This window comes from Flavobacterium sp. WC2509, assembly GCF_052683105.1.
In genome coordinates this window covers 2,912,569-2,927,157 of the sequence record NZ_JBQZFG010000001.1, presented here as the reverse complement: position 1 = coordinate 2,927,157, position 14,589 = coordinate 2,912,569, and the positions used below count along the sequence as shown (strand labels likewise).

The window sequence follows — 14,589 nt, the reverse complement described above, 5'->3', positions numbered from 1 at the left end:
CCTGACACATTTAGAGAATAATTCATAAATCTTCATAGTGTTTTTCAACCTAAACCAAACATCCTCTATTCAATTCTATTATTTTATTTAAATTTGTTACCAAAGGGATTCGGAAAACATACTACACATTATTTTTTGCAAATATACATCCCTGCTTTTTAAAACTTAAACTATTATGACTAAAAAAAGAACCCTACAAATCGAAAAAGTAAATACTCATATTGTAGAATGGCTAAAAAGCTACGCAGAAAACTCAAAAGTTAACGGATTTGTTATAGGAATATCTGGCGGCGTAGATTCGGCAGTAACCTCAACACTTTGTGCTCAAACTGGCTTAAAAGTATTATGCGTTGAAATGCCAATTCATCAAGCTCTAAGTCACGTATCAAGAGCGAAGGAACATATTGAACAATTAAAAAATAGATTTCCTAATGTAACCAATGCAGTTGCTGACTTAACTACGGTTTTTGAAACATTCAAAAAAGAAGTCCCTACAACTGACAATGAAAGTCTTGTAAATTTATCACTTGCCAATACTCGTGCCCGTTTACGCATGACAACTTTATATTATTTCGCTGGAATTCATGGTTTATTAGTTGCTGGAACAGGGAACAAAGTAGAGGATTTTGGAGTAGGTTTTTATACGAAATACGGTGATGGCGGAGTCGATTTGAGTCCAATAGCGGATTTAATGAAATCTGAAGTATATCAACTAGGTGCTTATTTGAAAATTCCAAATTCTATATTGACAGCAGCTCCTACAGATGGATTATTTGGTGATGATCGATCTGATGAAGACCAAATAGGTGCAAGTTATGATGAATTAGAGTGGGCAATGGAAGTAACTGATTTGAAAATAGATATAAGCACATTTACTGAACGCCAAAAAATCGTTTACGAAATTTATAAAAAACTTAACAAAAACAACCAACATAAAATGAATCCAATACCAGTTTGTATAATAAACTGTTAAAAAAAAATAATTTGTCCGAAAAAGCAGACTTATACCGATATATTTTTTTAAATTTGTTATTCAAAAACAATCCTAAAACTAAATACCATGATTAAAGTTTGTTTAGCAGATAACTATCCTGTAGTACATTTTGGAATAAAATCGTACTTCAAAGACCATTCGGAAATCTCCATTGTAGCCAATGTAGGTAATTTTGCAATGGTAAAAGACATTCTACTTTCTAAAGAAGTAGATGTACTTGTATTGGACTTAGAACTTGAAGGCTTATCAAGTATTTTCGAAATCAAATCGGTTTTGAAAAATTTTCCAAAAACAAAAATTATTTTTTACAGCGGACTTTCAGAACAAATTTACGCTCCAAATGCTATTAAAGCAGGAGTTTCTGGATTTGTTCACAAAACCGAAAAACTTGAAACTTTGGGTCAATCGATCGTCAAAGTGAACCAAGGAAAAATCATCATGAATGAAGCAGTCATGAAAAACATTGCTTTGATTGCAAAACAAAGCAAAAGTGAGCGTTTGTACAGAAAACTTTCCAATCGTGAAGTTGAAGTATTACGCTATTTAAGCGATGGTAAGAAAAACCACGAAATTGCTGAAATTTTATCACTTAACGAAAAAACAATCAGTACTTACAAATTACGATTGTTGACTAAATTAAACGTTACGAATCTAGTAGATTTAGTAAATAAAGCTAAAACTTTAGAAATCGTTTAACTGTAACGAGACATTACTCTTCCTAATTTTTTTGAAAAAGAATTAATTAGTTTGTAGTAATCCATCGCCAAAGACATAGACTCTGTATTATCTGAACCTGGTTCATTTGATACAGAGTTTTTTAATTCATCTATAATTTTATCAACCAAATACCAGCGCATAGTCAAAATAGTTTCTGACACATACTGACCAATGGTTTCGTTTTTTGTTTTTGGAATAATATTTTGACCAATCCAATCGTGCAAAACTAATCTTTCGTCTTCCATCAAAATATCAGTTACTTCTTGAGCAAAATCTGAATTTAAATGCGATAAATATTTCTCAATTTCTACATTTTCATTTTGAAGAAAATATTGAATTAAGTCATTAAAAATATCACGAAACAAAGGATTTGCCAACTCTACTTCGTCTTCCTGTAAACTCAAATAAATTCTTTGATACACTTTGTATTCCTTCTTTTCGGTAACATTTTCAATTTCACCAGAATCGTTGGTTCTCAAAAAAACATCTTCAAATTCCTCGGTCTTATTTCCGTACAATAATAATATTTCAATTATTTTACGCTCCAAACGATATAAAACATCCACTTTAGCCGTTTGGACAGGATTTTCGTTTTTTACAATTTCAAAAGCTGTTTGCTCCTGCTTTACTTTTTTCCCAACTTCGGCAATATCTTTTTTAACTAATTGAGCCAATGTGCTAGTCAAAACTTGTTCCGAAATATCCATTATTCTGGAACATTCCTGAATATAGATTTCGCGCTGAATTCTGTCTGGTATTTTCGAAATACTGGTCACCATATCCCGAATCAAATCTGCTTTTTTTACAGGGTCGTTCTTAGCTTCATTCATCAAAAGAGATGCCTTGAATTGAATAAAATCTTTAGCATTCGAATCCAAGTAGGCTACTAAATCTTCATAAGAATTTTTTCTTGCAAAACTATCCGGATCTTCTCCATCAGGAAAAGTACACACTTTTACATTCATTCCCTCTTCGAGGATTAAATCAATTCCTCTCACAGAAGCTCGAAGTCCAGCAGCATCACCATCAAAAAGCACTGTAATATTTTTGGTTAACCTATTAATTAATCGAATCTGATCAGGCGTAAGAGCAGTTCCCGAAGAAGCAACCACATTTTCAACGCCACTTTGATTAAACTGAATTACATCTGTATAACCTTCAACCAAAAAGCAATTATTTAATTTCGCAATAGATTGTTTGGCTTGAAAAATACCATAAAGCACTTTACTTTTATGATAGATTTCACTCTCAGGTGAGTTCAAATATTTAGCCGCTTTTTTGTCATTAGTTAAAATTCGACCTCCAAAACCAAGTACTCTTCCCGACATACTCTGAATTGGAAACATCACTCTACTTTTGAATCTATCAAATGGGCGATCTTCTCTAGCAATGGTTAATCCTGTACTTTCTAGAAACTCCAATTTATACCCTTTCCCCAAAGCTTCTTTAGTAAAAGCATCCCAGGTTTCTGGAGAATAGCCTAATTCAAACTTTTTAATGGTATCATTACTAAAGCCGCGTTCTTTGAAATATGAAAGTCCAATTGCTTTTCCTTCTTCCGAATTTAAAAGGATATCATGAAAATATTTTTTTGCAAATTCAGAAACCAAATACATACTTTCGCGAACATCCGTATTAGCTTTTTCTACATCAGTTTGTTCAGTTTCTTCAATTTCGATATTGTATTTTTTTGCCAAATACCGAATAGCTTCCGGATACGTAAAATGCGAATGTTCCATCAAAAAAGCAACAGAATTCCCGCCTTTTCCAGAACTAAAATCTTTCCAAATTCCTTTGGCCGGCGACACCATAAATGATGGAGAACGCTCATCAGAAAATGGACTTAGTCCTTTGAAATTACTTCCCGCTCTTTTTAACTGGACAAAATCGCCAATAACCTCCTCTACTCGAGCAGTTTCAAAAACAGTATCTATTGTTGCTTGTGATATCAATTTATTTGGGGAAATTTAATATTGAAAGATTTAAAAATTTAAACATTGCAAAATTACAAAATCCAAATCAAAGGGTTTTACTTTTTCCTTTCGATAACGTAGTTTACCATCAAAATAAGTGCTGCTTTATAATCAGATTCGGGATAATCGTTCAGCAGTTGTAATGCTTCTTGTTGAAACTCTACCATTTTATTTTCGGCATAAGTCAAACCGTGATTGTTTTTTACAAAAGCTATCACTTCTTTAACTCTTTTTTTGTCTTTGTTGTAGTTTTTTATCGAATTGATAAGCCAGCTTTTTTCTTTTGGAGTACAATTATTAAGAACATGAATTAACGGCAAAGTCATTTTTTGTTCTTTAATATCGATTCCTGTGGGTTTACCAATGGCTTCTTCCGAATAATCAAATAAATCATCTTTGATCTGAAAAGCCATTCCTATGAGTTCACCAAATTTTCTCATGTTCTCCACCTGAATCTCATCCTCGACAACCGATCGTGCCCCAAGAGCACAACAAGCAGCAATAAGAGTAGCTGTTTTTTTTCGAATGATTTCGTAATAAACAGCTTCAGTAATATCAAGTCTTCTCGCTTTTTCTATTTGAAGCAATTCTCCTTCGCTCATTTCTCGAACCGCTACAGAGATAATTTTAAGTAAATCAAAGTCGCCATGATCAATAGAAAGCAACAACCCTTTTGATAACAAATAATCACCTACTAGAACGGCAATTTTATTTTTCCAAAGTGCATTAATCGAGAAAAAACCTCTGCGACGATTACTGTCGTCTACCACATCGTCATGAACTAATGTTGCTGTATGAATAAGCTCTATTACACAAGCCCCCCTGTAAGTTCTTTCGTTTACTGTTCCTTTGGATACCATTTTTGCCATCAAGAAAACAAACATAGGTCGCATTTGTTTTCCTTTTCTATTGACAATATAATAAGTAATACGGTTTAAAAGCGCCACTTTGGAAGTCATCGATTCGTAGAACTTTTTCTCAAAAAGTTCCATTTCGTTAACTATTGGCTGTTTTATTTGTGTGGTAATATTCATTTAGAAGCCAAATATACTATTTTAAATAAAAAAACGTTATCCATATTATGTTAAGTGTAATATAAATTGTGTTTTATTGCTACACAATTCTCTCATTATTTACGTAATAAATATCCAACCAATAAGGATTGTAAGTATGATTATAACTTTATAAAAATAGTATTTAACAGTAAAATTTCATTACTAAAATACAAATAATTCTACTCAAAAAAACAATTTAATAAAATCTTTGATTTATTTTAAAAAACTGATTTTTAATGCTTTTTGCTATAAACAAAATAACGCATTAATTTATTCAAGTAATTAAGCCTCTTACTATTAAACCTAAAAATAATTAACTATGAAACCAAAAAAAACATTTATTGCTTCCTTTTTAGCAATAACCTTTTTTATTAGTTGTGATTCAACTGATAAAATAAACGATGACAATACTGCAACAAGTCCAAAAGATCAAATTGCTACAGATTCAAAAATTGACGCCTCGATTGATGATGTTACCAATATTGCTGAGAATCAATTTTCAATAAAACAAAACACAACCAGTAAATCATCTACCCAAATAAAAAGCATACTACCTGCCTGCGCTACCACAACATGGACTCTAGCAAATGGGACTTTTACAGGTACAATTGATTTTGGAACCCAAGGATGCACTCTTCAAAACGAAAACGTACTAAAAGGAAAAATTATCCTTAGTTTTTCAGGCAATTTTACTACTCCCGAGCAAACCATTAGCTATACTTTTGATGGATTTTACCATAATGGCACAAAAATTCAAGGCAACAAGACCATAACCAGATCTCTAAAAAGTACCGAATTGTTAGCAACTGTACACCCAGTATTTACTTGTACCACGGACATGACAGTCACATTTGAAGACGGAAGTATTTATACAAGAACAGGAAACAGAGTAAGAGAATTGATAGAAGGTTATGATACTATAGGTGATTGGGATGACAATGTATACCTTGTTACTGGTAATGAGAACACGAGTAAAGCTAGTGGAGACACGTGGTCGAGTACTATTAAAACACCATTGCGTTATGTAACAACCTGCAGAAAACCATTCCCTGTATCTGGAACTGTTTTAAAAATTAAAAACGGAGTCGAAACTTTGGTTGATTATGGAAATGGAGAATGTGATAATCTTGTTAATGCAACCACAGCAAACGTTACTATTACTATAGAATTAAAAAGATAGACAAAATTTCTTAAACCAAAAAAGCATCAAAAAGAATATATCCATTCTCTTTAATGCTTTTTGGTTTTTATTATAAAACTTTTAAGCTTCTTTATTGGCTAACTGTCCACAGGCAGCATCGATATCTTTTCCTCTGCTTCTTCTAACTTTTACAACAATACCAATAGCTTCAAGTGCTTTTATATAACCATTTATAGCCTCTTCAGAAGCTTGTTGAAATTCGCCATCATCAATTGGATTGTATTCTATCAAATTAACTTTACAAGGAACATATTTGCAAAACTTCACCAAAGCATCAATCGAAGCTTTATCATCGTTAATACCTTTCCAAACCACATATTCATATGATATTTTGCATTTTGTTTTTCGATACCAATATTCCAAGGCTTCTCGCAAATCTGCTAAAGGGAAATTTTGGCTAAAAGGCATAATTCTGGATCGAATTTCATCAATTGCCGAATGCAAGGAAACAGCAAGTTTGAATTTCACTTCATCATCAGCCATTTTTTTAATCATTTTAGGAATACCAGATGTAGACACCATAATTCTTTTTGGCGACATTCCTAAACCTTCTGGTGAAGTAATCATTTCGATTGCCTTCAAAACATTATTATAATTCATAAGTGGCTCACCCATTCCCATGAAAACAATATTAGACAACGGATGATTGTAGTATAATCTACTTTCCTTATCTATGGCAATAACTTGATCATAAATTTCGGCAGGTTCTAAATTACGCATGCGTTTTAATCTCGCAGTAGCACAAAAATTACAGTCCAAACTACAACCCACTTGACTAGATACACAAGCCGTAGTTCGTGTTTGAGTTGGAATAAGTACACTTTCTACCACTAATCCATCATGCAAACGAACAGCATTTTTAACTGTACCGTCTTCACTTCGCTGCATGGTATCCACTTTGATGTGATTTATCACAAAATTGCTTTCTAGCATAGAACGTGTTTGTTTGGAAACATTACTCATGTCTTCAAAACTATGTGCTCCTTTGCTCCACAACCATTCATATACTTGATTCCCTCGAAATGCTTTATCACCATTAGATGTAAAAAAATCCCTCAACTGATCTTTCGATAATGCTCGTATGTCTTTTTTCTCAATTTGCATGGTGCAAATTTAATGACTATTTATTGATTTGTTGTTTCGATGATCAATTTTTAAACAAATTGGTTTTTATACTTTTTATTTTAATGCATAATGATAACCAAACACTATTCATAAACTTAAAAAAATATTCAAAAGCATTTTTTTTTGTAAAAATTTTATATATTTACATTACAAATTTCTTTACAAGAAATAAAGCACATTTCAAGTGGTTTTAAAATAAATTATTAATACTATAATTTAATAAAACCAAGACTTAACGTCATATAAAAAAATCCCATTTCCTACATAGAATAAATTTAAAATATTGGATTTCAAAAAATTATATTTAAATAAAATTATGAATAATTATTTTAGTATATAAATCAGATTTTAAAACATTACAATTACTTAACAGCTCACAACCTTTTAATAAAATCTGTTTTTGTATTTTTATTAACATGCTTTATCTTATCAATATTATCTTTGTAAATTTGATTAACAAACACATCTAAATAATTTAATAAAAACTAAATCAATCTCAATGTTCATACAAATTATTAACTACAATTAATTAAAAAAATCATGAAACCAACATTTAAAACATTAATCTCTTCAATGGCTTTGTTTGCAATAGTGCTAACAGCAAATGCTCAAAAAAACTTTGCTTTAGACACAACAAAATCAACTTTTTCAGTATCAGGAACTTCAACTATGCATGATTGGACAATGAAATCAGCATCAGGAACTGGAACAGCTAACTTAACTTTAACCGACTCAAAATTAACAGCTATCACTAGCTTGACAATAAATCTTCCAGCAGAATCAATTAAGAGTGAAAAAAGTTCAATGGACAAAGTAGCTTACAAAAGTTTAAAAACTGATAAATTCAAAAGTGTCAAATATGTCTTAAAATCAGCTACTAAAGTAAATGAAACCACATGGAATCTTGTTGGAACTTATACTATTGCTGGAGTTGCTAAAGAAGTAAAAACAGATGTAAAAGCAACAATTGCAAATGGTGTTATTTCTTTGGATGGTTCTAACAAGATAACTTTTACCCAATTTGGAATGAAATCCCCAACAGCTATGCTTGGAACAATAAAAACCGGAGAAGATTTAACAGTAAAATTTAGTATAAAACTCAAATAAACAATCATTTAAACAAAAATAACCAGTTATGAAAAAAATTATTTTATTTGCGGTTAGTATACTTTCACTGACTACGGTGGATGCACAAGTATCATTTGGAAAAATGCAAAACATGATTCCGAGAAGCAAAGAAGGATTAAACATCTTTGACGTAAACAAAAATGATGTTGAATTTCAAGGTTTGAGTGTAGACTTAGGAGGAGCATTAGCTTTGCAATTCCAAGGATTAGACTCATTCAACGACCAAAGAGAAGGTTCTTACACCGCTTCAAATGGAGCTATAATTTCTGGCAATGCTGGTACAGCAGGATATAGACTAAACAACTTAGAAAATAATTTCAATTTACCTGCCGCCAACCTTGTATTTGGAGCACAGTTAGCTGATGGAGTACGTGTAAACTTAGACGTCTATCTTTCTTCAAGACATCATAATGAAACTTGGGTAAAAGGTGGCTATTTACAAATTGACAAGTTAGACTTCATTAAAAAAGATTTCTTAGCAGATGTTATGAAATATACCAGCATAAAAATCGGTCAAATGGAAAACAACTACGGTGATGCCCACTTTAGAAGAACTGACAATGGGAACGCCCTTTTAAACCCTTTCGTTGAAGGCAACATTATGGACTCTTTTGAAACTGAAATGGGAATGGAAGTTTATTACAATAGAGAAGGATTGGTTAGTATGATCGGAATTACAAACGGAAAATTAAACCAAGGTGTTGCCGAGTTTGTTCCATCTAGCGCAACACCAACCGCACCAGATCCAAATACAACAGTAAGCCCAACTGTTTTGGCTAAACTGGGTTATGACAAACAATTAAACAAAGATTTGAGAGTAAGACTTACAGGATCATACAATCACAACGCCAACATGGGTGCAAATCCATGGGGCTCAGACAGAGCGGGTAGCCGTTATTTTGGAGTTATGTCACATCAAGCTTATACGTACAACATAACGCCTGTTCCAAACAATTTCGATCCTGCTTCTAATGCCACTACTGGTAGATTTAGCCCTGGATACGCAAACTGGTACACTGCATTTATGATAAATCCATTTATCAAATACAAAGGATTAGAATTCTTTGGAACTTTAGAATTCACTCAGGGTGGAGACAAAAAAGGAAGCGACGCATCTCGTAATGTAAATCAATATGCTGCCGATTTAGTTTATCGATTTGGAAAAACTGAACAATTCTATATTGGAGCAAGATACAATATCGTATCCGGAAACATTTCTACTCAAACTCAAAAAGTTAATGTAGATAGATTCGAATCTAGCTTAGGCTGGTTTATGACCAAAAACGTAGTTGCCAAACTTGCTTATACTGATCAAAACTATAACGATTACAGCCAATACAGCGGAAGCAGTCTAAATGACCTATATGGCGGGAATTTTAAAGGAATTATGTTTGAAGCAGCCATTTCTTTCTAATATGAAACGAAAAATAGTTTTTATAATAATGGGTTTAGTACTTTTTCTTTTATTAGGAAGTGCTAAGCCCATTTTTTTAAATGACCCAAACATTATAATAATTAACCAAATAAAAATAGAAATTTTAGGAAATTCAACTGTTGGTAAATACAAATGTGATTGTCCACATACTTTTCAAGATACTATTTTTTTAAACTCAACAACAAAAAATAGTTTAAAGTCTGAAATCTCAACAGCTAATTTCGATTGTGGCAACAGAATCATGAATAAAGATTTGAAAACCACTATTAAAGTCACCAAATTTCCAAAAAGCACTGTTACCATAACCAATATAAAACCCTCAGGGACAGATTATAAATGCAGTTTGAATTTTAAAATAACAGATAAGATTCTTTCCTATCCTAACTTAGCTTTAAAAAATACCAAAGATTTTCTTGAAGGAACTGTGAATGTAAAATTTACCGACATAGGATTAGAACCACCAACCAAGATGGGTGGTGTTATCAAAGTAAAGAATGAATTTGTGATTCATTTCATCTTATATAAATCGTAATTTTTTTCATTTTAATTATCCTATTAAAAGACTTAACCTAAAAATAGTCTTTGTTATTATTACAATTCCCTTAAGCAATTATCATCCTTATAACTTGCCAAAAACTAATTTCTTTAGCAAAAAAATATCAGATATTAGAACAACTCCTTTTTTATGTATATTAAATAAATAACTTTGCGATAAATTTCAATACGCTACAAAATGCATTTCATTTCTCAAGATTTAGAAGATTATATCGAACAACATTCTGAAAAAGAACCTGAATTATTGGCGGCTCTCAACAAAGAAACCTACCAAAAAATATTATTACCAAGAATGCTAAGTGGTCATTTTCAGGGAAGAGTTTTGAGCATGTTATCCAAATTGATTCGTCCAAAAAACATTTTAGAGATAGGAACATACACAGGCTATTCAGCTTTGTGTTTATGCGAAGGAATGCAAGAAAATGGGCAATTACACACCATTGACATTAAGGAAGAACTAGTTGATTTTCAGAGAAAGCATTTTGACAAGTCTCCATGGGGAAAGCAAATTACACAACATTTGGGAGAAGCAGTGGCTATTATTCCGAATCTTGATTTAAAATTTGATTTAGTTTTTATTGATGCTGACAAAGAAAATTACCTTAATTATTTTGAAATGATTCTTCCCAAAATGAACAAAGGAGGTATTCTTTTATCAGATAACGTACTATGGAGCGGTAAAGTACTAGAACCTATTCATCCTAATGACATTAGCACAAAAGTATTAGTAGAATACAATTTGCTGCTTAAAAACGATCCAAGAGTAGAAACGGTATTATTACCTATTCGTGATGGTTTGACTGTTAGTAGAGTTTTATAAAGCTTATTATTGTTCTAAAATTACAATAACTTTTAAAAATACTTAGCTCTTAAAATTATAGTGGAAAATACTTTATTTGAGTAAATCTATAAACGTTATACATGAGGTACCCCATTATAAATCCAAATAAGTATCCTGTTAGAATGTCTAACGGATAATGTAAACCTAAATAAATACGGCTGTAAGCAAAAATTAAAGGCCAAAGAAACAATAGTCCAAAATACTTAAATTGCTTCTTGAAAATAAGATATAAAAAAGTAGCCACTGCCATCGTATTCGCTGCATGTCCAGAAAAAAAGCTAAAAGATGTACGTGATTGAACAACTCTTATAATATCTTTTATTTCGGGATTATTGCAAGGTCTTGCACGTTGAACCGTGTATTTAAACAAATTCGTAATTTGATCGGTAGCCAGCAACAAAATTGCCACAAACAACAATAAATAACCTGTTTTTTTGATTCCTATTTTGGTGTAAATAAGATAGAATAATAGTAAAAAAAAGGGAATCCAATTGACTTGCTTAGTAATTATTAACCATAGCCCATCATAGGTTTCGGATCCTAAACCATTAAGATAAATAAATAATTGAGTATCTAGAGAAACTATTTTTTCCAGCATTACATTTGACGTTTTACAGGCCCAGTTATATCATCTAATATTGAAGAACCATCTGGATTTGTTGCCCCACTCGCAACGCTTTCTTTAGTTTTATTAACTTCGGAAGTAAATGTATCTGTAATTCCATTGAAGACATTGGTTGTATCTCCCAAAATACTAGTTTTAGCTTTCTCAATTTCAGAATTAATACCACCTGTAAAAGTATTCAATGTATTTTGATCAAAACCATTAGCTTCTGCTCCTTTTTGAATTTCACTTTTGATATCATTGGTTGCGTTTTTAAGTTGTGCCATGGCTTTCCCCATTGTTCTTGCTATTTCAGGCACTTTATCAGAGCCAAAAAGCATTAATACAACAAACAAAATAAAAACTAATTCGCCTCCTCCTATTCCAAACATAATTTTTCTATTTACGAATACAAAGATATTAAAATTTAAAACTCTGTCTTTTAAAATTGTCTTAAAAAAAACAACTAAGACGCTAAGTTTCTAAGACACTAAGTTCCAAAGTCCTTATTTAGAGTTAAAAATAGCATCCAATTCTACCCTGACATTCGTAAAATAAAAAAAATGCTGAATTTCTAAAATCCTAAGCTTTATTCGCTTAAAAAATCTTAGAAACTCAGCATCTTAGAAACTTAGTATCTTATTCTTAATTAATCAAACTTAGATTTAGTTTCTACTTTTGGCCATGAATTGTTGGTCACATCGATGTCTGCTGTTTCTAATTTAGGATCAATTTGGATTTGCTTAATTGCTTTTGAAGTAGCATATATTTTCTTTGCCGTTTCATTATTTTGTCTCCAAATTTGCGCAGGGTATTTATAATTATCTACCGTGCCATCCTCATATGTAATTTGAACAATAATAGGCATTGGCATTCCGCCAGGTTTATTAAACTCTACTTCATAAAAATATTTAGGATTGCTCAAATTCGCTTTTTCTTCTGCAGAAACATTTTGAGCCACATAATCCGAAAGTAATTTGACTTCCTCTAGTTTCAGTGATTTCTTTGAATCAGCTTTCAATTCTGAATTATCCTCTTCTATTAAATATACAAATGGTCCTTTTTCAAAACCAAAACGTCCTTTTTTTACTTTAGCTTCTTTCAACGCTAAAGTTGGAGTTTCCGTAACATAATATTGCTTTACATTTTTAATTCCAATATCTACAAAATCTGTTGAATAAAACCAACCTCTAAAAAACCAATCCAAATCAACTGCCGATGCATCTTCCATAGTTCGGAAAAAATCTTCTGGAGTTGGGTGTTTAAATTTCCATCTATTTGCATACATTTTGAATGCGTAATCAAACAACTCACGCCCCATAATAGTTTCTCTCAATATATTAAGACCTGTTGCAGGTTTTCCATAAGCATTGTTTCCAAATTGGATAATACTTTCAGAATTTGACATAATTGGCTCTAAAAACTTTTGATCACCACTCATGTAAGGAACAATATTTTTGGCAGGCCCACGTCGAGAAGGATAATTAGTTCCTAATTCTTGCTCGGCCATATATTCCATAAATGAATTCAAACCCTCATCCATCCAAGTCCATTGACGTTCATCTGAATTCACAATCATTGGAAAAAAGTTATGTCCAACTTCATGAATAATAACCCCCATCATTGCATTCTTAGTTACCTGAGTATATATTCCATTTTCATCTGGACGACCATAATTCCAACAAATCATAGGATATTCCATCCCTTGATCTTCTGCCGAAACCGAAACTGCTTTTGGATAAGGATAATCAAAAGTATGTGAAGAATAACTTTTTAAAGTATGTGCAACCGTTCTTGTTGAAGTTTCACCCCAAAGTGGATTTGCCTCTTTTGGATAAACCGATTCGGCCATAACCACTCTATTTCCCATTTGCACCGCCATCGCATCATAAATAAATTTTCTTGACGTTGCGATACCAAAATCTCTAACATTTTTGGCACTAAATTTCCATGTTTTTTTCTTGTCTGAAAATCCTTTTTCTGCTGCTTCTGCTTCAGCTTGCGTTACAATAACAACAGGTTTATCAAATGATTTTTGAGCCAACTCGTATCTTTTTACTTGTTCGGCTGTAAACACTTCGCTTCTATTAGTCAATTCTCCAGTTGCATCAATAACGTGATCCGCAGGAACAGTAATATTCACATCAAAATTTCCAAATGGCAAAGCAAATTCACCAGCTCCCCAAAACTGCATATTCTGCCAACCTTCGACATCATTATATACAGCCATTCTAGGATAAAACTGAGCTATTACGTACAATCTATTTCCATCTTTTTCAAAGAATTCATATCCTGAACGCCCGTTACTTGTTTCTTTTTGGTAGTTATTAATATTGTACCACCATTTTGTAGAAAAAGTAAGCTTCTCACCTGGTTTCATTGGAGTAACCAAATTGATCCGCATCATGGTTTGATTGATTGTATAAGACATAGGATTTCCCTTTGCATCCTTTACATATTCGATATTAAAACCGCGTTCTAATTCTGGTTTTAAATATTTATCCGTGAATTTAGCAGGAGTTAAAACAGCTTCTATCTTTTCGCTTTCTGCTAATGGTGACTGTGATTTTTTTGCAGCCTGATTTTGATCCAATTGCACCCACAAATATTCCAAATTGTCAGGAGAATTATTATAGTAAGTTACGGTTTCCGATCCGCTTAATTTAGCATTTTTATCATCCAACTCTACATCAATTTTATAATCGGCTTGTTGTTGATAATACGCAGGTCCTGGAGCTCCTGACGCTGTACGAAACATATTAGGCGTTGCTAATAAATCATACATCTGACTAAATTTATTTGTATCATATTTACCCCCTTGTTTAACAGTTGGGATAACCTCTTTTTCTTGTGCCAATAAAATTGTTGGAAGAATAAAAAATAACGAAAATTTTCTCATAAGCTAAAGCTAACATTGCATTTAAGCCGTGAAAATAATAATTTATAACAAACTACTCGGTA

Annotated in this window: 13 protein-coding genes; 7 read left to right on the top strand and 6 right to left on the bottom strand. The window is 32.1% G+C overall.

Translation table 11 applies throughout. From position 1 onward, the window contains the following. Positions 1-175: 175 nt before the first annotated feature. Together nadE and ACUN3A_RS12215 are read left to right on the top strand one after the other, a co-directional pair. Entirely contained in the window at positions 176-973 is a 798-nt protein-coding gene (gene nadE, locus ACUN3A_RS12220) for an NAD(+) synthase (protein ID WP_445551567.1), read from the top strand. An 87-nt stretch (positions 974-1,060) separates the two neighbouring features. Continuing rightward, positions 1,061-1,690 (top strand): LuxR C-terminal-related transcriptional regulator, encoded by a 630-nt coding sequence (locus tag ACUN3A_RS12215; RefSeq protein ID WP_445551566.1) that lies wholly within the window; start codon positions 1,061-1,063, stop codon positions 1,688-1,690. Here ACUN3A_RS12215 and dnaG read toward each other — a convergent pair. After that, on the bottom strand, positions 1,687-3,663 hold the full coding sequence (dnaG, locus tag ACUN3A_RS12210) for a DNA primase (RefSeq protein WP_445551565.1): 1,977 nt from the start codon (positions 3,661-3,663) through the stop codon (positions 1,687-1,689). The two genes, ACUN3A_RS12215 and dnaG, sit on opposite strands and share 4 nt — an antisense overlap. A gap of 77 nt (positions 3,664-3,740) precedes the next feature. Continuing rightward, positions 3,741-4,718, bottom strand: a complete 978-nt coding sequence (locus ACUN3A_RS12205; RefSeq protein WP_445551564.1) for a polyprenyl synthetase family protein — start codon at positions 4,716-4,718, stop codon at positions 3,741-3,743. A 340-nt stretch (positions 4,719-5,058) separates the two neighbouring features. Between ACUN3A_RS12205 and ACUN3A_RS12200 the strand changes: the two genes are divergently transcribed. Continuing rightward, positions 5,059-5,919: a hypothetical protein gene (locus tag ACUN3A_RS12200; RefSeq protein ID WP_445551563.1), complete on the top strand. Its 861-nt coding sequence runs from the start codon at positions 5,059-5,061 to the stop codon at positions 5,917-5,919. An 81-nt stretch (positions 5,920-6,000) separates the two neighbouring features. Here the strand turns inward: ACUN3A_RS12200 and rlmN are convergent, their stop codons facing one another. After that, positions 6,001-7,044 carry a 23S rRNA (adenine(2503)-C(2))-methyltransferase RlmN gene (rlmN, locus tag ACUN3A_RS12195; RefSeq protein ID WP_445551562.1) on the bottom strand — a complete coding sequence of 348 codons (1,044 nt, stop codon included), beginning with the start codon at positions 7,042-7,044 and terminating at the stop codon, positions 6,001-6,003. A gap of 561 nt (positions 7,045-7,605) precedes the next feature. On the opposite strand from rlmN, the gene ACUN3A_RS12190 reads away from it, so the two are divergent. From ACUN3A_RS12190 to ACUN3A_RS12175, 4 genes are all read left to right on the top strand, one after another. Further along, complete coding sequence (locus ACUN3A_RS12190) at positions 7,606-8,172, top strand: YceI family protein (RefSeq protein ID WP_445551561.1); 567 nt, start codon at positions 7,606-7,608, stop codon at positions 8,170-8,172. Between the two features lie 28 nt (positions 8,173-8,200). Beyond that, on the top strand, positions 8,201-9,607 hold the full coding sequence (locus ACUN3A_RS12185; protein WP_445551560.1) for a hypothetical protein: 1,407 nt from the start codon (positions 8,201-8,203) through the stop codon (positions 9,605-9,607). 1 nt (position 9,608) lies between these two features. Further along, positions 9,609-10,160 (top strand): hypothetical protein, encoded by a 552-nt coding sequence (locus ACUN3A_RS12180; protein ID WP_445551559.1) that lies wholly within the window; start codon positions 9,609-9,611, stop codon positions 10,158-10,160. Between the two features lie 201 nt (positions 10,161-10,361). Beyond that, the gene (locus ACUN3A_RS12175; protein ID WP_445551558.1) at positions 10,362-11,003 is read left to right on the top strand and encodes an O-methyltransferase; all 642 of its coding nucleotides are present in this window, start codon (positions 10,362-10,364) and stop codon (positions 11,001-11,003) included. Positions 11,004-11,058: 55 nt separating this feature from the next. Here the strand turns inward: ACUN3A_RS12175 and ACUN3A_RS12170 are convergent, their stop codons facing one another. The 3 genes from ACUN3A_RS12170 to ACUN3A_RS12160 form a co-directional block, all read right to left on the bottom strand. Then, a complete protein-coding gene (locus ACUN3A_RS12170; RefSeq protein ID WP_445551557.1) occupies positions 11,059-11,622 on the bottom strand; it encodes a phosphatase PAP2 family protein in 564 nt (187 codons plus the stop codon). Next, the gene (locus ACUN3A_RS12165) at positions 11,622-12,020 is read right to left on the bottom strand and encodes a Sec-independent protein translocase subunit TatA/TatB (RefSeq protein WP_445551556.1); all 399 of its coding nucleotides are present in this window, start codon (positions 12,018-12,020) and stop codon (positions 11,622-11,624) included. The genes ACUN3A_RS12170 and ACUN3A_RS12165 overlap by 1 nt, the downstream gene beginning before the upstream one ends. A gap of 257 nt (positions 12,021-12,277) precedes the next feature. Continuing rightward, positions 12,278-14,527 (bottom strand): M1 family metallopeptidase, encoded by a 2,250-nt coding sequence (locus ACUN3A_RS12160; RefSeq protein ID WP_445551555.1) that lies wholly within the window; start codon positions 14,525-14,527, stop codon positions 12,278-12,280. Positions 14,528-14,589 lie beyond the last annotated feature (62 nt).